Source organism: Sphingobacterium sp. UBA5996 (assembly GCF_002429765.1).
Taxonomy (GTDB): Bacteria; Bacteroidota; Bacteroidia; order Sphingobacteriales; family Sphingobacteriaceae; genus Sphingobacterium.
This window is the reverse complement of the sequence record NZ_DJAS01000009.1, coordinates 57,492-79,572: the sequence shown is the minus strand read 5'-3', so window position 1 is coordinate 79,572 and position 22,081 is coordinate 57,492. Positions and strand designations below refer to the sequence as shown.

Annotated in this window: 19 protein-coding genes and 1 pseudogene; 14 read left to right on the top strand and 6 right to left on the bottom strand. The window is 39.6% G+C overall.

Translation table 11 applies throughout. The annotated features are described in order from the left end of the window. Nucleotides 1-76: 76 nt before the first annotated feature. Nucleotides 77-946 (bottom strand): DUF808 domain-containing protein, encoded by an 870-nt coding sequence (locus B3E00_RS06695; protein WP_293883183.1) that lies wholly within the window; start codon nt 944-946, stop codon nt 77-79. A gap of 134 nt (nt 947-1,080) precedes the next feature. Between B3E00_RS06695 and B3E00_RS06690 the strand changes: the two are divergent. From B3E00_RS06690 to B3E00_RS06680, 3 genes and pseudogenes are all read left to right on the top strand, one after another. Then, nucleotides 1,081-1,638: pseudogene (locus B3E00_RS06690) on the top strand (DUF4256 domain-containing protein). Between the two features lie 166 nt (nt 1,639-1,804). Further along, nucleotides 1,805-2,263, top strand: coding sequence for a GyrI-like domain-containing protein (locus B3E00_RS06685; protein WP_293937770.1), 459 nt, complete (start codon nt 1,805-1,807; stop codon nt 2,261-2,263). A 94-nt stretch (nt 2,264-2,357) separates the two neighbouring features. After that, entirely contained in the window at nt 2,358-3,653 is a 1,296-nt protein-coding gene (locus tag B3E00_RS06680) for a chloride channel protein (protein ID WP_293937768.1), read from the top strand. 81 nt (nt 3,654-3,734) lie between these two features. Here B3E00_RS06680 and B3E00_RS06675 read toward each other — a convergent pair whose 3' ends face one another. Together B3E00_RS06675 and B3E00_RS06670 are read right to left on the bottom strand one after the other, a co-directional pair. Next, on the bottom strand, nt 3,735-5,156 hold the full coding sequence (locus B3E00_RS06675; protein ID WP_293937766.1) for an RtcB family protein: 1,422 nt from the start codon (nt 5,154-5,156) through the stop codon (nt 3,735-3,737). Nucleotides 5,157-5,259: 103 nt separating this feature from the next. Next, nucleotides 5,260-5,388: a hypothetical protein gene (locus tag B3E00_RS06670; RefSeq protein WP_293883173.1), complete on the bottom strand. Its 129-nt coding sequence runs from the start codon at nt 5,386-5,388 to the stop codon at nt 5,260-5,262. A 465-nt stretch (nt 5,389-5,853) separates the two neighbouring features. Here B3E00_RS06670 and B3E00_RS06665 point away from each other — a divergent pair, with 465 nt between their 5' ends. After that, nucleotides 5,854-6,441: a hypothetical protein gene (locus B3E00_RS06665; RefSeq protein ID WP_293937764.1), complete on the top strand. Its 588-nt coding sequence runs from the start codon at nt 5,854-5,856 to the stop codon at nt 6,439-6,441. Nucleotides 6,442-6,494: 53 nt separating this feature from the next. Here the strand turns inward: B3E00_RS06665 and B3E00_RS06660 are convergent, their stop codons facing one another. Continuing rightward, entirely contained in the window at nt 6,495-7,736 is a 1,242-nt protein-coding gene (locus B3E00_RS06660; protein WP_293937762.1) for an amidohydrolase, read from the bottom strand. A 424-nt stretch (nt 7,737-8,160) separates the two neighbouring features. Here B3E00_RS06660 and B3E00_RS06655 point away from each other — a divergent pair, with 424 nt between their 5' ends. From B3E00_RS06655 to B3E00_RS06645, 3 genes are read left to right on the top strand one after another with little or no spacing between them, the layout of a single operon-like run. Then, entirely contained in the window at nt 8,161-8,793 is a 633-nt protein-coding gene (locus B3E00_RS06655; RefSeq protein WP_293937760.1) for a DUF45 domain-containing protein, read from the top strand. Next, nucleotides 8,790-9,143, top strand: a complete 354-nt coding sequence (locus B3E00_RS06650; RefSeq protein WP_293937758.1) for a hypothetical protein — start codon at nt 8,790-8,792, stop codon at nt 9,141-9,143. Before B3E00_RS06655 ends, B3E00_RS06650 begins: the two co-directional genes overlap by 4 nt. A 5-nt stretch (nt 9,144-9,148) precedes the next feature. Then, complete coding sequence (locus B3E00_RS06645) at nt 9,149-10,324, top strand: oxygenase MpaB family protein (protein WP_293937756.1); 1,176 nt, start codon at nt 9,149-9,151, stop codon at nt 10,322-10,324. On the opposite strand, the gene recR is transcribed toward B3E00_RS06645, so the two are convergent. Then, nucleotides 10,321-10,935, bottom strand: coding sequence for a recombination mediator RecR (gene recR, locus B3E00_RS06640; RefSeq protein ID WP_209579303.1), 615 nt, complete (start codon nt 10,933-10,935; stop codon nt 10,321-10,323). The two genes, B3E00_RS06645 and recR, sit on opposite strands and share 4 nt — an antisense overlap. A gap of 114 nt (nt 10,936-11,049) precedes the next feature. Between recR and B3E00_RS06635 the strand changes: the two genes are divergently transcribed. From B3E00_RS06635 to B3E00_RS06605, 7 genes are all read left to right on the top strand, one after another. Beyond that, nucleotides 11,050-11,754 (top strand): TIGR00730 family Rossman fold protein, encoded by a 705-nt coding sequence (locus B3E00_RS06635; RefSeq protein ID WP_209579315.1) that lies wholly within the window; start codon nt 11,050-11,052, stop codon nt 11,752-11,754. 212 nt (nt 11,755-11,966) lie between these two features. Continuing rightward, complete coding sequence (locus tag B3E00_RS06630; protein WP_293883154.1) at nt 11,967-12,524, top strand: RNA polymerase sigma-70 factor; 558 nt, start codon at nt 11,967-11,969, stop codon at nt 12,522-12,524. 67 nt (nt 12,525-12,591) lie between these two features. Then, a complete protein-coding gene (locus B3E00_RS06625) occupies nt 12,592-13,731 on the top strand; it encodes a FecR family protein (RefSeq protein WP_293883151.1) in 1,140 nt (379 codons plus the stop codon). A 35-nt stretch (nt 13,732-13,766) separates the two neighbouring features. Further along, the gene (locus tag B3E00_RS06620; RefSeq protein WP_293937753.1) at nt 13,767-16,667 is read left to right on the top strand and encodes a SusC/RagA family TonB-linked outer membrane protein; all 2,901 of its coding nucleotides are present in this window, start codon (nt 13,767-13,769) and stop codon (nt 16,665-16,667) included. Then, nucleotides 16,631-17,038 carry a hypothetical protein gene (locus tag B3E00_RS06615; RefSeq protein WP_293937751.1) on the top strand — a complete coding sequence of 136 codons (408 nt, stop codon included), beginning with the start codon at nt 16,631-16,633 and terminating at the stop codon, nt 17,036-17,038. Before B3E00_RS06620 ends, B3E00_RS06615 begins: the two co-directional genes overlap by 37 nt. A gap of 18 nt (nt 17,039-17,056) precedes the next feature. Next, complete coding sequence (locus B3E00_RS06610; protein ID WP_293883144.1) at nt 17,057-18,607, top strand: RagB/SusD family nutrient uptake outer membrane protein; 1,551 nt, start codon at nt 17,057-17,059, stop codon at nt 18,605-18,607. A gap of 68 nt (nt 18,608-18,675) precedes the next feature. Then, nucleotides 18,676-19,797 carry an acyltransferase family protein gene (locus B3E00_RS06605; RefSeq protein ID WP_293937749.1) on the top strand — a complete coding sequence of 374 codons (1,122 nt, stop codon included), beginning with the start codon at nt 18,676-18,678 and terminating at the stop codon, nt 19,795-19,797. A 739-nt stretch (nt 19,798-20,536) separates the two neighbouring features. On the opposite strand, the gene B3E00_RS06600 is transcribed toward B3E00_RS06605, so the two are convergent. Continuing rightward, nucleotides 20,537-21,997 (bottom strand): exonuclease domain-containing protein, encoded by a 1,461-nt coding sequence (locus B3E00_RS06600; protein ID WP_293937748.1) that lies wholly within the window; start codon nt 21,995-21,997, stop codon nt 20,537-20,539. Nucleotides 21,998-22,081: the final 84 nt, after the last annotated feature.

Sequence of the window (22,081 nt, the reverse complement as noted above, 5' to 3'; positions counted from 1 at the left end):
GAGACTTTTTCAGTGCCCTCTGCAGATACCGGTCTTTTTTATTATTAAGTACTGATCCCTTGCTTAGAGATCTACTTTATTTTTTCTTTTTAAACAGTTTTTTTCCAATTGTAAATAGAATTACAACAATAATCCCGCCTGCTAGACCGAATAATAGTTCCTTTACTATCCCCGGCAGCGTTGGAAGCGCGTGGTGTAAAAAATCAATATAATGAGCAAATATTCCACCCGAAACCAAAATTAAAGCAAATGTACCAACGATGGCCAGTAGTTTGATGACAAACGGCAGTGCACGTACTAAAAATCGGCCTAAACTTGCAATAGGACCCTTCTCACGTGATGTTTTAATCAACTTATATCCCGCATCATCCATCCTAACAATAAGTGCTACAATTCCATAAACTCCAACAGTGGCTAGAAAAGCCACAACAGATACCGTGATGATTTGTAAGGATAAGCTCTTTCCTAAAACTGTTCCTAAGGCGATAATGACAATTTCCACAGAAAGAATGAAATCTGTTGTAATAGCCGATTTGACCTTAGCCTTTTCCGCGGCAACCGAGTCTTCAGCAACTACCGCCTCCACTTTGGCCTCATTGGTGGTATCCTTTCGATGGAATAGGTATTCCATAATCTTCTCTACCCCTTCGAAAGCAAGATAGAAACCGCCCAAGATTAAAATGTACTTAATAGCGATTGGAAAAAAAACATTCAATAATAAGGCGATTGGAACAATAATCAATTTATTAAGCAGTGATCCCTTGGTAATCGCCCATAGAACAGGGAGCTCACGCGACGCCAAAAAGCCAGTTGCTTTCTCGGCATTAACTGCTAAATCATCACCTAAGATTCCAGCAGTTTTTTTAGTCGCGATTTTGCTCGCTACTGCCACATCATCCATCAAAGCTGCAATATCATCTAATATTGCAAATATTCCTGAAGCCATATTTATATAAAAATTGAACGTAAAAATATAAATTTAATTCAATTTTGGAGTAAGATATTTAATTCAATACATGCGCGAAGCTTCACAAGTATTGAATTAAATGCTTACTTTTAATTAAACAAGGATAACCATTTATGAAACATTCACTTACACAAGAGGAGCAGTTACTACTGCTGGAGACTTTAGAAAAAAGATTTAATAAATTCCCCAATAGGCATCCACAGATCAGTTGGAATGAGGTAGCCGACAAATTACGTGACAATCCCCAAAAATTGTGGAGCCTCTTCCAGATGGAAAAGAGTGCCGGTGAACCCGATATCGTTATTATTGATCCAAAAGCAAAGCTATATGCTTACGTAGACTGTGCGTAGGAAAGCCCCAAAGGAAGGAGAAGTCTTTGTTTTGACCAAAAGGCCCTAAATGATCGGAAAGAAAACAAGCCTATTGGAAGTGCATTGGAAGAGGCTAAAAAGATGGGGACTGAGCTCCTTTCTGAAGAACAGTATCGCCAGCTACAGATGTTCGGTGAATTTGATTTGAAAACTTCTAGCTGGATACAAACGCCAGAAGCTATCCGCAAACTTGGTGGCGCTTTATTCTGTGATCGACGCTACAACCGAGTTTTCACGTATCATAATGGAGCCATCTCCTATTACGCAGCACGCGGTTTTCGCACCATACTTTTTCTTTAAATAAAAGCACTGAATTACCAAAAATATAAGGCCTAACGGAAAACAAATATAAACTCCGCTATTTTTAAATACCCTATACATCCATCGCAAAAAAAAACGCATTATTTTCTCTTTCGTGACATACAGCTGTCATTCGCTAACCTAACTTTGAGGAAAACTAAAACTCATGAAAAATAAGACAATTCCTTCATTCAGTATAATTGGTCTAGCTGTTCGGACAAGCAATAAAAATGGACAGGCTGCTAAGGACATTCCCGAACTTTGGAGCCGTTTTTTTAAAGAAGACGTATTGAGCCGTATCCCCAACAAGATATCCAACGACCTCTATTGTATTTATACAGAATATGAAAGAGATCATACCTTGCCTTATACAACGTTACTGGGCTGCAAAGTAAGAAGTCTTGAAGAAGTACCGGAAGACATGGACGGTATTCATATCGCTGAAAATCAATATCAGCACTTTACGGCAGAAGGAAATCTGGAAGATGGCATTGTTTATCAAGCTTGGCAAGAGATTTGGAATTCTGATCTATCAAGAACATTTACAGCAGACTTTGAAATCTACGGAGAAAAAGCACAGGATCCAGCAAATGCAAAAGTAGATATTTTCATCGGTATCTATTAGGGTGTATATCGTAACAAAACATATGTCATTCAGTATTGCCGTTTATTTTAAATTAAATATCCCTTACCTTTGTGTCGATTAAAAAAAGAACATCATGCAAATCAATACGGCATATAGAAAAAAAGTTGTTCGATATAGCTATTTAAAATTAATTGGAAGTTCAGCTGTCGTCAGCATTCTTTGTTGCCTAGTGGCGTTCAGCCTCAAGCACAGCACGGGCTATGTACAGGAAGAGTTGTTTGAAAGCGTATCCTCTTGGGATCCTAGACTGCTTATTATTTTACCTAGTATAGGTATAACAGCTATTTACTTCTTACGAAAGCATGCTTTTAAAAGCAGAAAAAACAAAGGGATAAAAGAAATCTATACCACCTTAGAAACAAGAAAAGACCATTTGCCTTTTTTTAAAATTCCATCTCACTACATCAACGGTTTTCTAACCGTCATTTTCGGCGGATCAACGGGCGTTGAGGTTTCTACCGTTGTTGCTACAGCGACAGTAGGGAACCATGCATATAAACGATTACATGCCGCTTGGGCCTATAAAACCGAACTGATTTGCGCCGGTGTAATCGCCGGAGTGACGCTCTTGTTTGGAAGCGCCCTAGGTGGCTTTCTATTTGCTTTTGAAGTCATTGCACGGAAATATAATAAGACTTTGCTCATTAGCGGAATCACTTCCATGGCGGTGGCATATGTATTTGTTTATTATGTTGACGCCAGTCCATTATTTATAGTTGAGGCAAAGGCATGGCGGTGGCAGACAGTCCCCTTTGTCATCCTTTTAGGATTGATTGGCGGGATTTTAGCTTTATATTTTACGAAGATTGTTATTTATGCAAAATCCTATTTTGCAGGTATAAAAAGTAACTTTATACGAGTCAATTTAGGAGCTATCACTATAGGAATATTTATCTTTTTCCTACCAGCACTTTATGGCGATAGTTATCACGGACTTGGTGAGATTCTAAAAGGCAGTCTTCATGACTCCGTAAATTTGAGCTACTTTCTTCCATTGATTCTGCTCGTTCTTCTAAAACCACTAGTGGCATCTTTGACCCTCGGCGCGGGTGGCGATGGTGGTGTTTTTGCGCCAAGCATTGTAACAGGAGCTTTATTAGGCGTTTTGTTTGCGCAGCTTTGCAATCGTTACCTCGGAACACAGCTGATCGTCATTAATTTTGCTCTTTTTGGTGCCGCGGCAATGCTTTCTGCAGCCATACACGCACCTTTTACGGCTATTTTTATTATTGCAAGCCTCGTTCCTTCAGGATATCTATTATTAGCGCCCCTACTTATCAGTAGTTTTATAGCAAAGGTATTAGCAAAAAAACTATATCCATATAACGTATACACCTACAAAGAGGTTGCGACGGCCAAACCGATCTAATCGCTCGTATTGATTGACATAATTGAACAAACTAGTAGTCAAAAAGCGCCTCAAACGTATTGTTAAGGCGCTTTTTGACCATTAGTCTTCTCGGCTTCCATCGTCTGCCATGCGTACAATCTTTGGAGAAAACTTTGCTACGACATCAACGAGATCCTTTTGCGAAGCCATCACGGCATGAATGTCTTTATAGGCCATTGGCGCTTCATCCATGCCTGCCCCAAGCAGCATAATACCTTTATCAGTAAGCATCTCTTTAAGGTTATGAGGAGATAATGTTTTGATTGCTTGTGTACGGCTCATCAATCGTCCTGCTCCATGAGAGGCCGACTGAATAGCCTTCAGCTCCCCTTTTCCACGCACCAAAAAACCCGGTGTGGCCATTGATCCAGGGATAATGCCCATCACTCCTTTCGCCGCGGGTGTCGCACCTTTTCGATGGACTATAACCTCTTGATCGTTCCAGGTTTCCTTCCATGCAAAATTGTGATGATTTTCCACCTGCGCTAACAACTCTGCCCCTAAAGCCAACTTAATTTTTTTATGAATCACCTCATGGCAAGCTGACGCATAATCACCGGCGAGATTCATGGCCAGCCAATACTCTTGCCCTTCATGGGTGTCCAGATCTAAATAAGCCAAATTTTCAGCTTGGTAAGGCAACTTACACAAAGATTTGGCTAATTTTGTGTAATGTCCAGCGATGGTAGCGCCCATTCCCCTTGAACCTGAATGTGTTAATAAGCCCAAATAAGTCCCACGTTCAATATTTAAAACCTCATCTTTATCCTCAAATTCGACGACACCAAATTCCACAAAGTGATTTCCACCACCTGAAGATCCCAATTGTGTCCAGGCTTTATCCTTCAAGGACGAAAGCAAGCTATTCTCCGTAAACAATTTATTATCTAACACCCCATGATCTACACGTTCGTGTCTCAGATATCCATTACCGGCTCCAAACTTGCTGTTACGTAGAATAACATCTTTGAGCATCATTACATTTTCTTCCAAAAATGAGGCTGGTAAATCGAAGATGGACAAAGCCATACGACATCCAATATCTACACCAACCCCATAAGGGATTACCGCATTACTGGTCGCCAATACGCCTCCGATTGGTAGTCCGTAGCCTTGATGCGCGTCCGGCATTAATGCACCGGCAACTGCAACAGGCAATTTCATGGCAACATTCATTTGTGCTTTCGCCCCGGTTTCGATTTCAGAAGCGCCATAGATCGCATAATCTACCGGTGTTTCATTCAACACTATTAATGACTTATCAACCGCGTCTTGTCCGAGTATAGCACTGGACAAAATACCAAACACAGCGTCTTCGGAATAACTCGTCGGGTCTTCCAAGACAGATCTAAACTTTTCCAACATTTCTTCGCGTGTATAACCGTGTCTTTTACTGTTGATTTTCAACGCAACACCCAACGTATGATTTTCTTTAAATCCTAATGCAATTAAATCATTGCCATTTATTCTTTTATTTTCCATTTTCTGACTTTCTAATATAATAAACTTTACAACTCCTCTAAAGCAGGCAACAACACCTCTTTACGTTGTTACCTGCACCTCTTCACATGTAGTATCTTTTATTTCACACATATTGTTTAAGTTGATCGACAATCTGTCCGTTTCCAACAAGCGAAATCGTATTGATCTTTTCAACGATCTTTTTAATATATTCCATTTCCTTTAATTTGAACTCCATACTGTTTTCTTCCATCAGCCTAACGGTATTTAGTAAAATGATGTCCACAAATAGCAATGCGCTATGCTGTATCGTTATGCTATTCTATCCGAAGATGGAAGTGGGATTCGAATTCTACTGCTATCCTTTCCATCAAAGAATGTTTGTCATTGCTGACATTACAAATATCGCTGGGGCACCACGCGGCCAATTTGCGTAGTAATAAAAAGGAATTAAAAAGTCCTTTATATCAAAATAATAAACTGATATACAGCTATAAAAAATAAAAAAAATGTAAGAAAGCAAACAGAATCTATCAATTACGCAGATGTATTGCGCATATAACATAAATAATAATCCAATAGTGAATGAGGAAAATTGTAGAAACCATATCGAATAGCATATTTTTTTAGCCAATACGATTTTCGATGTCGCTGTAATCAATGATGGTAATATGCTTTTAATAGCTTAATTTTATACCAACTAAGATGATATCAACAAATGAAGAGTTCATATGCAGCAATTGTTCTATCTTGTATTTTAGCAAGTTGTACAAATGGAGTTCAAGAGGATAAAATCAATTCTATAGCAGCTGCAATACAGCAAACTACACCTCAAAATAAGGAGATGGCAGAAATACGGGATTCAACTTTAAAGGATAGCCATCCAGCAGAATCTTGGCTGGAAGGCATTTTTCAGTGCGAAGGCTTCTCAACTGGAAAATATTGCTACTACCTAGACAAAGAAGATGCATTATGTACCCCGCGATTTCGTGCATTTTTACAAGACGCCAATGAAATTTACGGGCCATCAAACCTTTCCGATGAGGAACTACCCATGGCCGAGGCAGCTTACAAAGCCAAATGGAGAAAAATCTATCCACTGTATACCCAGGAGACATGGCTATTTGGACGCGGGAATGATGATGCGTTGGATATTCAGGATGTTAAAATTGAAAAAGTATCAGACAGTAAATTTATCGTATTTGTCGATTACGGCCATGATGTAAGAACCAAAAATGAGGTTCAACTGGTACACAACGGAGAATCCTATAAAATAGATTACTGCAAAACCACTTTCCTACATTAAACGAATACATCAAAATAAAAAACGCCAATTTTATAAACCATAAATTGGGATTTCTATGCTATGATTGATGAGCTATTTCCCTGATAAACAAATCCATTTACGGTCGAGATGCGGGACACCGCCTCTGCAGAACAACTTGCATCAACAAAAATAAGGCTAGCATCGTCTCCCACTTTTGGCCACACGATTTTCCCATGGTCATCAAGTGGAATGCTACCATTAGTCGCGTAACGGAGGCTGCGGGATAGCTCAAATTCGGTTTCATAACCGTATAATTGTGCAACCAAATTGGCCTTTTGAAGCATATTACCGCTACCAAAAGTACTCCAGTGATCTTGAACGTTGTCATTCCCTATAAAAACTTCCACTCCTGCCTTTTCCAGTTCCGGAAGTGGCATTAACATGTTGCGGAAAGGCACCGAACTACAAATACCAACTTTCGCTGCCGCGAGGCGTTCGGCCGTATATGCTAATTCCCTTTTTGCCATGTAGCCCAAAGCGAAAGCATGGCTGATAAAGGTACGACCTTGCAACGCTGGATTTTCGAAAACTTTATCAATTAAATAATGAATCGTTTTAACGCCAGATTGTCCGCCTTCATGCAAGTGGATATCGATACCTTTGTTATTGTCCAATGCAAGTTGAATGGTCAAGTCCACCGGCTTCTCAATACTACCGTCAATACTAAAGGGGTCTAGACCACCGATAAAGTCCACCTGCTCCCATTTGGCCACCTCCTCCATCAGCTCCGCAGATTTTGTATAAAATAGCCCATGCTGCGGGAATGCGACCAATTCGGCAGAAAATGAATCCTTTAAATGTTCAAGAGCCTGTAACAAGTGCTCCAGTGACGCTGTGCCAGACGTCGGATCAATATTAAAATGCGTGCGCGCAAAATTGGTTCCGTAGCCCTGCAAGAGTGAAATTAGCTTTTCGGCCCGTTCAGCCGAGGTTTTCAATAGCTCCGGGATGATCATCTGCTCTTTGGCAATCATATCTTTTACAGTCCTATTTTTTGGAAATACTGCCTTCCAAGGAAGGCCAAATAAGGTTTTGTCCAAATGAATGTGCATATCACGAAATGGTGGTAATGCCAATTTACCTTTGATGTCAAAGCCTTTTACATCCGTTGTAGATTGCGCAGGCTCAACACTTTTTATTTTATTTCCCTCAATTTGTATATCAAATAATGCTGTTTTTGTAGCAACAACTTCCGCGTTTTCATAAAGAAATCCTGTTTCTAACAATACATTCTTTAACAGATATGAATCTTGATTTTGCGTAATTCCATTCATGCCGATATCATTTTTAACAAAACTAAGTGATTTGAGGTAATTTTCCTTGTAAGAATTATCATGGCTTTTGTAGATATCATACGGTATTGATAGCTGATAAGAATGCTAAAAAGTTATTACCAATTCTGGAGCAACTTCCAACTGTATGTACCGTGAGTACACCATGAGTCCACGTTAAGTCCACCTTTATACATGTACTTTCACAATGCGTCCGCCTTGGGAACATCGTACTTACAGTTAGAAGTGGGTTACTAGGAAAGCATCATTTGGTCGAACGAAAGCCGCATTGATGCGGCTCATTATATAAAAGAAATTATTACCATTATAGCTGTAGTATACTATAAAAAACGTTACTTTAACGCAACTTATGGGGTATCGTGCACTCTTAACGTCGAACTCACCATTTGTAATTTAAAATCGAACAATGCAAATCGAAATCGCTAATACATTTTACGAAATAATTCCTTGGAATAAAGATTATATTCAAGTTTTAGGCAGCCTATCTCCTTATCGTGTATATGCTCCGGCTCATTGGGATATGGCTTCAGTTAAAGAATATCTTAAGTTGAATCCGCCAACAATCGGAGACAATCTTCAATCGTATGCATATCTGGACAATCCTTATATCCTATTTGGAAAACCTTATTTAGTTAAAATTTATTCTAACTCAACCTCAACAAAAGTTAATCTAACAGCAACTAGCATAGCTGTTTATCAAAACAAGAGCACAAATACATTGAAATTACTCTCCAAGTGGAGCAAAGAACTACTTTATAATGAAGTTATAAAGCAGATGTCCTACTGGGAAGAACAGCTGGACATCTACAATATCTCCAGCGTTGCCGTCAAAAAGTTACCAAAAAGCGAATTTACGATTGTTGACAGTGGAATTTATTTTTCAAATCGACTCATCGATTTAGAAAAAGAACATATAAATCGAATTGTACTCAAGGCATTCTGTAAATTTGCTCAGAAATCCCGTATGGAAACAGAGGCTATTTTCGACCTATTTATTCCAAATTGGAAAGAGCTTTGTAAAGATTCGATAATACAATGACAGCGATAAACATAAAAATTTCAATAGAAAAAGATCACCTCGGCATCCCTTTCAATATCCAGGATCTTCTCCAGTCCATGGACGCAAACATGAAAGATATCAACGACTATGTTGTTGACTGCTTAGAGAATAAAGATGGTGCACCACATTTAAGCGATTTTAGTATTAGCAGGCTGTCTTTTTATACTGATCATACCAGCGGTAGTTTCAGAATGCACTTTAAAATTGACCGTCAGTTCTGCTGCAGCGATCTTTTATCCTGTCAAATGGATTATATCGACTTTAAATTCAATATTTCCAACGATACCATCGCGATTCATGGATCCTATGTAGATTGGACAATTCAATAGAACCTATGCGTATACCCGAACGTTTTCAAATTAATACGAGCTCATTCTCTTTCTATTGGTCAAAGGGCCCTGGTGTTGATCTGCTTCGCAAACTGCCCAAGAAACCCGTGATAACCGATGCTGGTCGATTTGCGCCTTTACTGTATCAATACGACATGTCTTGCGACCAGCTTGTAGAACAACTACACCTAAAAATTGGTTTTTATCAAGGACAACAGTTACTCAAAGATGCGCTTGCTGGTAGATCTATTGAACCTGCCTACGAGCAGGTATTGATAGACTTTCTCCATACCGTGGATTTTGCCCCATCTTGGTTGGATTGGGATAAAATTGCGCAAGGAATTGAACTCAGTCAACGATCGGGCTTATCTGGATTAATTGTATTACGTGATTATGTGCTCATGGGTGGCTATGAATCCAGCGCGATAAACAAACCTTTGATCTTCACGGGAGCGCTAAAAAAAGGCGCCGTAAAGCGACTTACTGAAACCGTTACCTTTTGGGTTGATATTACAGGTAATAATGCCCTAAGAAAGGGACATATTGGTATTGAAGCCATTTTACTCACCCGATGTATCCATTCGTATGCGCGGTTAAACATTTTAAGGCAGGGTCAGTGGGAAACTGAAAAATGGGGTATTCCATTAAATACCTGGGATATGCTTGCCACAAACTTAGGATTTTCCCTTGTTTATCTAACAGGGCTTAAACGAATGAAATTCAATATATTAAGAAGCGAAATTGAAGGTCTATTCCACGTATGGAAATTTGTAGGAAACTTATTAGGCATCCCCCTTCATCTTCTCCCTGACACGGAAGAGGAAGCAATTGAAGCTTTATATTATTGGACAATGACACAGCAGTCTGGAGACCAAGATAGCCTTGCTTTGGCAAAGGCACTTATGGAAGAACCCGTTAAAGCTGCTTACCCTATAAATAAATGGGGACGAAAGCTCATGCGCGAAATTCACCTCTATTACAATCAGTATCTATTGGGCGACTATTCCTGCGCGCTATTAGGTTTAGAAAAAACAGTAGTTGGTCGTATTGCCTACATAAATATGTTAAAGAATAAGACGTCGAATTATAGGATAGACAATTCTTTATGGCGAAAAAAGCAAATTGATAAAGGCAGAAAAATACACGAAGGGGTTAAAGAAATCTATCTAAAGTACAATTAACCGACACTGCGCTCGTAAGGAACGCGTGTGGCAATGGAGCGACCCAAAGTCAACTCATCAACATATTCCAATTCTCCGCCAAATGCGATCCCGCGCGCGATGGTTGTAATTTTGACATCAAACTCCCGCAATTTACGATATAAATAAAAAATGGTTGTATCTCCCTCCATCGTTGCTGACAGCGCTAAAATAACTTCTTCCACCTCACCTCTCTGGATTCGATTGATTAATCCTTCAATTTTTAGATCAGCAGGACCGATGCCGTCCATCGGTGAAATTAATCCGCCCAATACGTGATATACACCCTGATAGGAGTTCGTATTCTCAATTGCCATTACGTCACGCGTGTCTTCAACGACACAGATCAAACTTTTATCGCGTTTGAATGAAGCACATATTTCACAAATTGTATGATCTGAAATATTAAAACATTCCTGACAATACTGAATGTCCTCTTTCAAACGGTCAATAGCAGCGGTAAAACGAGCTACATCCGCATCCGATTGCTTCAGTAGATGCAAAACTAACCTCAATGATGTCTTTTGTCCTACGCCCGGCAGTTTTCCAAATTCAGCAACGGCGTTCTCGAGAAGCTTAGAAGAAAAATTCATAATGCAAATGTAAGAATAATCAGAAAAAGTAGCTACTATTAAAAAAATACCTATATTGTATTCCTTTTTGGAAAATTGAATTTAGAAATTAAATGTATAACGTTATATATGGACATTACAAAAGAAGATAAAATTATCCGTGCATTTGAAAACAAAACATGGCAGGAAATTAAAGTAAAAGACTCTTGGCAGATTTTTAAAGTGATGTCAGAGTTCGTGGATGGATTTGAGAAACTAGCAAAAATTGGCCCCTGTGTTTCAATATTTGGATCTGCGCGTACCCCGCGTGAACACAAATATTATCAAATGGCGGTAGAAATTGCAAGTTTATTGACAGCACGTGGTTACGGTATTATTTCGGGCGGTGGACCAGGTATCATGGAAGCAGCCAATAAAGGTGCTTATGAGTCAGGGGGTAAATCTGTTGGATTGAATATTGAACTACCCTTCGAACAATTCCACAACAAATATATTGACCGAGATAAGCTACTAGAATTTAAGTACTTCTTCGTGAGAAAAGTGATGTTTATGAAGTATTCTCAGGGCTATATTGTTATGCCGGGAGGCTTCGGAACAATGGACGAACTTTTTGAAGCAATCACATTGATCCAAACGGGCAAAATTGCACGTTTTCCAATCGTATTGGTCGGCTCTGATTATTGGAAAGGATTAATGGACTGGGTTCAAAATACTATGATTTCCAATAAATATATCAGTGAGGAGGATTTAAAGCTGTATCGAATTGTAGATACTGCGGAGGAGGCTGCGGACCATATTTTCCGATTCTACGACAAGTACCTATTGAAGCCAAACTTCTAAGAAGTAGTTGCTTTCGCAAAAAAAAGAGTATCTGAGATTAACAGATGCTCTTTTTTTGTGTGTATCGCTGCAGATAAGGCTTTAGGAAATCATGAAATTCGTTCGTAAACAGCTATATTTATTTATTAAAGTTGTATTATTCACCATTTAGTCATTACATTTACTCTGCTATTTGCGTAGCATAACCGTAGAAAAACATAGTATTGTCGTGCATGAAAGATTTTGGAGCCCATTCAGACGAGGAGCTGATCGTATTGATTCAACAGGACGATTCAATAGCTTTCGAAGCCCTGTATGATCGCTATTGGAAAAAGCTCTATTATCAGGCTGCCCGCAAAACAAATTCGCTGGAAGATGCACAGGAAATTGTACAGAATATATTTGCTTCACTGTGGCTACGCCGTCATCAACTCCAAATTGAAAGCAATCTAGCTTCCTACCTCACTGTGGCAGTTAAATACAAGATATTTAAATATCTAGCTCAGCAATACAAGAAAGAAGCATTTAGAAAGGATACAGCGTGGATAGATTTTGACAATTCTACGCAAGATTGGCTCCAATTCGAAGAATTACGCGTCCGGTTGGAACAGCTTATTTCCGAACTGCCTGAAAAATGCCAACTTATTTTTAAATTATCCCGCGAAGATGGGCTCACCTACAAGCAGATTGCTGAACGCATGAACATCTCGGTGAAGACTGTCGAAACCCAATTAAGCCGTGCATTAAAAAAAATCCGCGCTGGTATTCAGCGTTTTCTGATCACCTTATAATTTTTTTTCTTTTCTTGTCAGGGTATCACTCCAATTTAGGGACTATATAAACAAATACACTCTAAACATGGCTGACAACAATCAATTCCGGATAAAAAAATTAGCTTACAAATGGCTGAAAGGCACATCTACACCAGAAGAGGAGACAGAGCTCCAAGAATGGTATAATGCAAATGATGATGAGCCGCTCAATATTCCCGAAGAAATTGCAACAGACGAGCAACAGCTTAAAGAGCTACTCCTATCCCAGATACAGCAGCAAATCCAAAGATCCAAAATTAAACGTATTCCACAATGGGCAAAATTGGGTGGAATAGCTGCAGCGCTTGCGCTGTTATTTGTATTGCCACTCTACCTTGTCAAAAGGGCAACTGGAGATAACGTGCCGATTACCGCAAAGATGCAGCAGCAGGTTCATCCTGGTATGAAGGGAGCCGTATTAACGTTGGCGGATGGAACCAAAATCGACCTCTCTGCCAAACAGCAACAGCTTCTCCACCAAGATGAGCGGGTGAAAATAGTTACGACGGCCTCGGGTACAGTACACTATCAGTTTACAGCAAACAAGACCGTCAATGCTAGCCACACCAATAGTATTGAGACTCCGATTGGCAACGAATATGCAATCATTTTGACCGATGGCACAAAGGTGTGGTTGAACGCTGGCTCGACATTAACCTTCCCAGAATCTTTTGCTTCGAATAAACGTGAGGTAAAATTGTCTGGCGAAGGATATTTCGAGGTAAGCCACGATAGCAAACGGCCATTCTATGTAAAGTCCAATGAGCAGACAATTCGTGTGTTCGGAACCCACTTTAATGTACGTTCCTATCCAAATGAAAACAACAAGACAACACTTATTACGGGTTCAGTACAAGTTTCGCAATTCGGCAGATCAAAAATGCTGAAACCCGGGCAGGCAGCATTTAGCACAGGGAGTAATCTGATTGTGGAAGAAGCCAATATTGAAGAAGCGATGGCCTGGAGAAATGGCTTTTTCTATTTCGAATCGACGCCAATCAAAGATGCATTAGCTGCCATAAAACGATGGTATAATGTGGATATAGTCTACATAGGAACAAACGACAAGCGTGAATTGACCGGAAAAATAAAACGCAATTCCACAGCAAAAGAATTGGTTGAAACGCTCAATTTTCTTGATATCAAATGCCAATTGCACAACAATAAAATTGAAGTGGAGCTCTAAATTTATCTATATAAAATCTAATTAACCAACTAATTATGAATAAACGTATACCCATTCAGAGGGCTGGCAAAAGAGCAAAGCTATTTGCCGCTTTACTTGCTATCCAGTGCATTTCTCATGCAAATAACATGGCGCTAACAAATGTGAACCAGTCTAAAATTAAGTTACAGCACGAAGAATACACGTTGGCAAAGTTTGCAAAAGAAATTGAACGTCAGAGTTCTTATGTATTCCTTTATGATAACTCACAGATCAATAAAAATCAAAAGATCAGAATAAACCATAAAGATGGTTCTATCGTTGAAATTTTGGATGACAACCTAAAAGAACTCTCGTATTCATACAAAATTGTCAACAACACCATTGTTTTAAAAAGGAAAATCGATGAAAGGCCCTTAAGAAACACGATCAATGTACAACAGCTTGTAAAAGGGCGCGTTTCCGATAGCGATGGTAAAGCATTAACAGGGGTCACAATCCGCAATACAACAACGGGTAAACAAACGGAAACAGACAGTAAAGGTGAATTCTCGATTGAAGCAACCTCTACACATCAACTGAGCTTTAGTTCGATAGGTTATGAGACTATCAGTAGTACGGTAGGTTCCAATAGTTACCTCAATATACAGATGAAAACTGCCAACAACCAACTGGAGCAGATCGTTGTGGTCGGTTTTGGAACACAGAAAAAAAAGGACATCACGGGAGCCATTGCAACCATGAGCACAAAGGATATTGAAGATCGCCCTGTGACCCAATTGGCGAGTGCCATGGAAGGTAAAATGGCGGGGGTAGAAATTGTAAAATCCTCCGGACAACCGCAAGCTGGCTTCTCCATTCGTGTTCGTGGAACCTCTACAATTACTGCAGGTAGCAACCCATTATACATTGTAGATGGTGTCCCTACAGAAAATATATCGGAGCTCAATCCATCAGATATTCAAAGCATTTCGGTCTTAAAAGACGCTGCTTCTGCCGCTGTCTACGGATCGTCAGGAGCCAATGGCGTGGTGCTGATTACGACCAAAAGAGGAACAAACGGTAAGACACAGGTAAATTTCGAAACCTATCAAGGATTTTCAGCCATCAGAAAAAAGCCTAGCGTTCTAAATGCGGTACAATATAGAGAATTAATGACTGAGATGGGAGAAGCCTTGGATTGGTCGAAATATACCGCTGATACGAACTGGCCAGATCAGCTATTCCGCACCGGTCACAGCCAAAAATACCAGGCTTCAGTACGCGGTGGAGATGAAAAGACAGGGTTTTACATCTCTGGATCTTATCAAAAAGATAATGGTACAGTCATCACAAATACAGTAAACAAGGTCAATTTCAAGGTTAATTTGGATCATCAGATCAATAAAATCTTTAAAGTTGGAACAAGCTTATCTTACAACCGTTGGTACGACGTGGACATTACCGAGAACTCCCGAAATGGAGTCATCATGAATGCTTACCTGGGCTCTCCAGTAATCGGCATATATGGCGATAAAGGTGCTTTCACAGTGGATCCATTCTATACAGATCTTGACAACCCCGTTGCATTGGCAACAGGCAACGAGCACAGCTATATCAACAACAGATTTACAGGAAATGCCTTTGTGGAAGCCAATATCCTACCGGGACTAAAATTCAAATCGCTGTTTGGGTATGAGAAATTTAACAACCAGTACCGCACTTTTGTGGATCCGTTCCGCACGACAGAGGGTAGAAAATATAAAGGAATGGCGACGCTCCAGCAGCAGGACAATCAGTATTGGATGTCCGAAAATACATTAAACTATGACAGAACTTTTAGTGACAAGCACCACTTCACAGGTTTACTAGGTTATATTACCACTAAAACACAAACAACAAACTCAAATATCGCTACCCAGAATTTTGCTAATCCAGCAATTCATACCGTCAATGGAGGTTCAATGATTACGGCGATGCCAACAGCGATAGATGCTGCTGTATCCACTGTTTCCGGCATTGCAAAAATCGGTTATGATTATAACGACAAGTACTTATTTACAGCCAATCTGAGAGCTGACGCGTCATCTGTATTCGGGCCTAATAACCGTTGGGGTTACTTCCCTTCTTTCTCTGCCGGCTGGCGTTTATCCAATGAAGATTTCTTTAGTTCGCTGAAAAAAACGGTAAACGATTTGAAAATCCGCGCTAGTTGGGGTAAGGTTGGAAATAGCCAAATCCCGGCCTTTTCCTATCTTGGTTTAGTTGACGTCACGGGATCGTACAATATCGGCGATCAGGTTGTACCGGGGTATACACCTGCTACCTTGGACAACCCCAATCTAAAATGGGAAACAACAAACCAGACCGACATTGGTGTGGATGCCAGTTTCTTTAATTCTAGATTGATATTTGGTGCAGATTATTATGCAAAAAGGACTGTAGGCCTACTTCTCAACTCAAGAGTTCCGTATAGTTCCGGTTATAGAACTGCGCTGAAAAACCTCGGCGACCTACAGAATAAAGGTTTCGAATTCGAATTGAGTAGCCGAAATTTCGTTCACGATTTCAAATGGAATACAACAGTCACCTTTGGGCTCAATCGCAATAAAGTACTGAATATTGATGGCGGAACCTACTATGACGGAAATATTGATGGCCGTGGCAATAGTACGATTGCAAAAGAAGGGGTTGCATTGGGATCATTCTGGGGTTACGTCGCGAAAGGCGTCAATCCAGAGACCGGAGATATGATCTATCAGATGGCCGACCCTGAAGCAGGTCTTCAAACGAGTGATATGGCTATCATTGGTAATGCTACACCAAAATTCTCTTATGGCATGACAATGATTTTAGTTATAAAAACTTCAGCTTTTCTTTTTTCTTACAAGGTGTACAGGGAAATGATATCCTTAATGCGACACGTATTTATACAGAGGGTATGTGGGAACCGAGAAACCAAAGTACTGCCGTATTAAACAGATGGACAGTCAATAACAAAAATAGTACTATGCCGCGTCCGGATCTAAATAATACAGATGACAACTACAATTCACAGATTTCTTCCCGTTTTGTAGAGAAAGGTTCCTACCTCAGGGTAAAATCGATGACCTTGGCCTATACCCTCCCTAAACAAGTGCTTGAAAGATGGAAGCTCAATAAGGTCCGTCTTTATGTGACAGGCGAGAATCTGTTAACATTCACAAAATACTCAGGTCTAGATCCTGAGGTAAGCATGTATGGGGGAACTAACCAGGAAACCGTGAGCTCCAATATGGCGCCGGGCATCGATTTTGGTACTTCGCCGCAGGCACGCACCTTTATTGTTGGTTTAAACCTAACTTTTTAACCTTTTAGCTTACAAACAATGAAATCAAATAGATATACGTCATTAGCCATCGCCTTATTGGCTTCTCTTGCTCTAAATTCCTGCAAAAAGTTTTTAGATCTTCAGCCTACCTCCACGGTAACGAGTGAAAATGCCTATCTCACCGGAGACAATATTGAGAAAGCATTAAACGGGGCCTATAATTCTTTTATAGGCAATGGTACCCGCCCAGGAAGCAATGCCAATTATTATCAATGGGAGATGATTTTACAGACCGATATCCGTTCGGACAATGCGCATGCGGCCGGCGGTGGTGAGATAGACTTTTCACAAATTGACTATAATACGATTACCAATACCAATGAAATGGTACGCAGGGATTGGGAAGAACTGTATGGAGCAATCTCAAAATGCAATATCGTTATCGACAATGTTGGTAAAGTCACAGATCCTACTTTTTCGGATGAAAGACGCAAACAAATTCTTGGAGAAGCTTCATTTTTAAGAGCCTTCCATTATTATCAATTGGTCAAACTTTACGGTGGTGTCCCCTTGGAAAAACACTCCAACAGTACAGATTCGGAAGTATTACGCATCAAGCGATCAACTGTAGAGGAGGTTTATGATTTTATAGATTCGGATCTACAGGTGGCAGCAAACAATCTTCCCGATGGATTTGGGCAAGCCTCTATTGACAAAGTTAGAGCTACAAAAGGTGCTGCAAATGCCTTGCTGACCAAGATATGGGCACAACGCCCTGATCGGGATTACAATAAGGTATTGCAATATGCCAATGCAGTGATTACTGGAAAAGGTGGCTATCAGCTCCTTCAAAATTATGCGGATCTTTTTGACGGTAAACATAACTATAACAGTGAATCTATCATAGAGATTCCCTATATCGCCGGCAGTCCCAATCTAAGCTGTTGGGGTGGCGCATTCTTTTTCCCGGATCTTGATGAAAATGGCCAAATCAACGAAAACGAATGGCGCCGGTATGGCACACCTTCGAAAGATCTTGTCGAAGCTTATGACAACGCTGGCGACACTGAACGAAAGAATGCCAACATCTGGTTTTTCTCTGTTCCTTGGGCAGATGAGTTCTGGAACCCTTGTGGAGATGCCGATACAGAAATCCCATTTAATGTAAAGCAAAAACATGCCAACAGCTTCCAAAGTGGCGATCATTTTTACCTTTTGCGGCTTGCGGACATCATTCTGCTTAAAGCAGAGGCTCAAAACGCCTTGGGAAATGCTTCTGGTGCGATAAACACTATAAACATCATACGTCATCGCGCAGGGCTGTCCGATTTATCCGGTGTCAGCTCCACTGCACTAAAGGCCATCATTCTCAACGAGCGCCGATTGGAACTTGCTTTCGAAGGTCAACGTTGGGATGATTTAAATCGTTATGGTGTAACGGTAGATGTAATGAATAAACTAAATGAAATAAAATTTACATGCGATAACGGCAAACAGAGCAACCCTACGTTGATTAAGTATAATTTTAACCAAAATAGCCTGCTCCTTCCAATACCATTATTGGAACTGCAGGCAAACCCGAGCCTGACTCAAAATCCAGGCTATTAATTAGACCAAGCATAGGCTGTTCAAAGGATTAATTCCTGGAACAGCCTTTTTTACGAATATACTTTATTATGACTCGTTTTAAATCACTGGATATTTTCCGTGGGTTTACACTCGCGGCTATGATTCTCGTCAATAATCCTGGCAACTATCATCATGTATTTCCTCAACTTGAACACTCCATCTGGCATGGATGTACGTTTACAGATCTTATATTTCCATTTTTCTTATTTGCTGTTGGAAACTCGATGGCATTTTCTTTAAAAAATATCGATCAACAGGCTCCATCAGCCTATTGGCAAAAAGTTGCGAAAAGAACAGGCATCCTTTTTATGCTGGGCATCTTTTTAAATGTTTTTCCTTTTGTTGAATGGAATAGCCTTCACCAGCTGGAATGGATTCCATTTGCCAAGTACAGGTATTTCGGCGTACTGCAACGTATCGCTATCTGTTATTTCAGTTGCGCCATGTTAGTATATTATTTTAAAGATAAAGGCGCAATTATCATCGGTACGGCATTTCTCTTGTTCTATTGGTTGATTTGCTACTATAGTAATCCATCGGATCCTTATAGTTTGGACGGTTGGTTCGGAACTGCACTAGATATTCGAATCTTCGGTGCATCCCATCTCTATCACGGCGAGGGCACAGCATTTGATCCAGAGGATATCTGGAGCGTTTTACCGGCCATCAGTCAAACAATATTCGGGTATATTACCGGAAAGTACATTATTCAAAAACTGACAGGAAAAAGGGAGCTGATCAACCTATTTATCGTAGGTCTGTCCTTTATCCTGATTGGCTATCTATGGTCATTTGTTTTTCCTATTAATAAGAAGATCTGGACCAGCAGCTACGCCGTATTCAGCACTGGAATTGCACTCTCTTTTCTCGGTATATTAATCTATCTTATCGAATTTCAAAACATCAAAGGGATAATTTACACTGTCCTTGACGATTTCGGTAAGAATACACTATTTATCTATTGTCTTAGCGGCTTAATCCCCACGATTTGTTCTTTTATTCTCATCGGGGATACACATCAAAATCTTTGGAACTTAAGCTACCATTTCCTGTTTGATAGCTGGCAAAACCAACGATTATCCTCCGCCCTATTTGCGCTGCTATTTGTCGCTTTGAATTGGTTGATCGCATATTGCCTACGGAAGAAAAAGATCTATATCAAAATCTAGGTTAAGGTGCCATTGGCTTAAAATAGGCAATCTGAATAATAGGAATAAAAAAAAGGGCCAAGGCCCTTTTTATATATAAAGATATGGATAAGATATACCGCAGCTACTTTTAGAAAACGCCCCATTTTTGTTTTACTATTTCGCCCTTTACAGTATACAAATACTAAAGTAGCTTAAACTAACTATACAGAGAAAAAACTTAGGGGGACAAAATGGGGGACAAATGTTATTTAACTGAAATACATACAATTAAAACACTCTCTTTATTGGAAAAAAGTGTTTTACGCAAAAAAAATTTAAATAAAAAACTTGGATCAAACTGTACTTTTGAGCGTATAATGGCTATTAACAACTTATCCCTTATCTCGTTTTTCATTCAATTTTTAGAAAGTAATCAGTCAATGATTATACAGTGGGTACTGAGTGATCACTGAATAAGCGCTAGACAAGTAGTGTCGAAAGGTCGAATTTGGTAGCTTGTATCCTCCTGTATGTTTCAAATAAATGCAATTTTCAAAAGGACTAAAAAAAGAAAACCTGAGGTTGGGAGCCTCAGGTTTTTAACTAACCAATTATTAACCTAAATTATGAAAAGTCTTTTTTACTATGTATACCAAATACATTTCAATTATCGGACCATATTATTCTATAATTTGCTATTTCACATTTCTTTAACAAATTACTGAGATTCGGATGACCAAAATCTAAGAAAGTGAATAAAATGCCTAGTTATGGGCAATTAGCTCAAGTTGAAAAGACTATTTGGCTCTAATTTTTCATAATGGAAATCTGGTTCTGCAGCAGAATTTGGTAAAAAAGTCGATTCTGTTAAAAAATGTATTTTACCAGGATGTCTTGCTGCCGCCATTTTGACTAATTCCATCATGTAATAATTACTCGGATACCTTTTAACATGTGCTTTTATATCTTCAAAACCATAATTCTGGTAGAATTGATCAATATAGCCCATACCATAGAAAGCACCATTTTCAATAACAATACAGCTTTTCTCTTCAGAATGGCGTCCCTTATCGATCAGTACATACGATGGACGTTGTACCAGCCACTCCTCAATACAGCGTTCAATTCTGGTATTGTGTAAGTCGCGATCGGGCAAGACATCCTTTTTTATGGACTTTGTTGACAAACTGGCTTGCCCAAACTGACAGAATTGCGGATTAATAGCATCTTGTTGGATAAATGTCTGGAGCAACTGTATTGCATCGTATTCGCGCTGGAAGACTTGAATACATGCCTGTCCCCTATTTGTCTTACCAATGGCAAGATGAAGGTATCCATTTTGATCTTCATACGAAAACAATCCGAACTTAGGTTCATACCGTTTCAGTGCCCTATTGTATTTTGGCCAAAACCGTTTAATCTCCGCGCATTCCAAAAGTAGTGCTATCAGTTCTGTACCACAGCATTCGTAACTGATATGATGAATTTCCTTTAAAAAATTTTGCCTTTGTGCTTGAATGTTATTTCCAGTGAAATGGGACAATACCCGTTTTTTGATATTTACAGCCTTTCCAACATAAATTACTTTTCCATCTTTGTCGTGAAAATAGTAGACCCCAGCCTCACTTGGCAATTGTTCATACGCTAACGGATTTAAGTGCGGCGGAAAACGTTGATCTATCGCCTTGTGTTTAATCATATACTGAAAGATCTGTTCAGTATCCAGAACTTTCAAATAAGCAAAAAGAATAGCAGTTGCATCGGCGTCGCCACCCGCACGATGCCTATTTTCTATCGGTATATCTAAATAATCACATAGACGTCCCAAACTATAGGATAATAACCCCGGCTTTATTTTTCGCGCATAGCGTACTGTACATAATTTTATTGCTGACCATTCGAATCCCGATTCCTGCAACTGAAAACGGATGAATGAGTAATCAAAATTGACATTATGCGCAACAAAAATACGGTCTTTAAGCATTGCATAAATGCGCTCGGCAACTTCCTCAAATGTTGGAGCATCCTTTACCATGTCATTATCGATGCCAGTAAGCGCAAAAATGGAGTTAGGAATTTCCTTTCCTGGATTTACTAATGTTTCCCAGCGCTCTAGAACTTGGTTACCATCATGAATAACAATAGCAACCTCCGTGATCCGACTCGATTTTGCGTGGCCACCTGTAGTCTCTATATCCACGATGGCATACTCTTGTTTTTTGCTTTGATTTAAATCCATAACACACAGCAAATATACTAAAAATATTAGTTAATAAAAGCAATATCTTTAAACTTTTGCAAAACAGGATGAAACCGGATATAT

What these genes read in the sequence shown, in the direction of transcription:
- B3E00_RS06695 (WP_293883183.1), bottom strand. Translation starts at nt 946, where the DNA reads ATGGCTTCAGGAATATTTGCAATATTAGATGATATTGCAGCTTTGATG.
- B3E00_RS06685 (WP_293937770.1), top strand. Translation starts at nt 1,805, where the DNA reads ATGAAAAATAAGACAATTCCTTCATTCAGTATAATTGGTCTAGCTGTT.
- B3E00_RS06680 (WP_293937768.1), top strand. Translation starts at nt 2,358, where the DNA reads ATGCAAATCAATACGGCATATAGAAAAAAAGTTGTTCGATATAGCTAT.
- B3E00_RS06675 (WP_293937766.1), bottom strand. Translation starts at nt 5,156, where the DNA reads ATGGAAAATAAAAGAATAAATGGCAATGATTTAATTGCATTAGGATTT.
- B3E00_RS06670 (WP_293883173.1), bottom strand. Translation starts at nt 5,388, where the DNA reads ATGGAAGAAAACAGTATGGAGTTCAAATTAAAGGAAATGGAATATATT.
- B3E00_RS06665 (WP_293937764.1), top strand. Translation starts at nt 5,854, where the DNA reads ATGAAGAGTTCATATGCAGCAATTGTTCTATCTTGTATTTTAGCAAGT.
- B3E00_RS06660 (WP_293937762.1), bottom strand. Translation starts at nt 7,736, where the DNA reads ATGAATGGAATTACGCAAAATCAAGATTCATATCTGTTAAAGAATGTA.
- B3E00_RS06655 (WP_293937760.1), top strand. Translation starts at nt 8,161, where the DNA reads ATGCAAATCGAAATCGCTAATACATTTTACGAAATAATTCCTTGGAAT.
- B3E00_RS06650 (WP_293937758.1), top strand. Translation starts at nt 8,790, where the DNA reads ATGACAGCGATAAACATAAAAATTTCAATAGAAAAAGATCACCTCGGC.
- B3E00_RS06645 (WP_293937756.1), top strand. Translation starts at nt 9,149, where the DNA reads ATGCGTATACCCGAACGTTTTCAAATTAATACGAGCTCATTCTCTTTC.
- recR (WP_209579303.1), bottom strand. Translation starts at nt 10,935, where the DNA reads ATGAATTTTTCTTCTAAGCTTCTCGAGAACGCCGTTGCTGAATTTGGA.
- B3E00_RS06630 (WP_293883154.1), top strand. Translation starts at nt 11,967, where the DNA reads ATGAAAGATTTTGGAGCCCATTCAGACGAGGAGCTGATCGTATTGATT.
- B3E00_RS06625 (WP_293883151.1), top strand. Translation starts at nt 12,592, where the DNA reads ATGGCTGACAACAATCAATTCCGGATAAAAAAATTAGCTTACAAATGG.
- B3E00_RS06620 (WP_293937753.1), top strand. Translation starts at nt 13,767, where the DNA reads ATGAATAAACGTATACCCATTCAGAGGGCTGGCAAAAGAGCAAAGCTA.
- B3E00_RS06615 (WP_293937751.1), top strand. Translation starts at nt 16,631, where the DNA reads ATGTGGGAACCGAGAAACCAAAGTACTGCCGTATTAAACAGATGGACA.
- B3E00_RS06610 (WP_293883144.1), top strand. Translation starts at nt 17,057, where the DNA reads ATGAAATCAAATAGATATACGTCATTAGCCATCGCCTTATTGGCTTCT.
- B3E00_RS06605 (WP_293937749.1), top strand. Translation starts at nt 18,676, where the DNA reads ATGACTCGTTTTAAATCACTGGATATTTTCCGTGGGTTTACACTCGCG.
- B3E00_RS06600 (WP_293937748.1), bottom strand. Translation starts at nt 21,997, where the DNA reads ATGGATTTAAATCAAAGCAAAAAACAAGAGTATGCCATCGTGGATATA.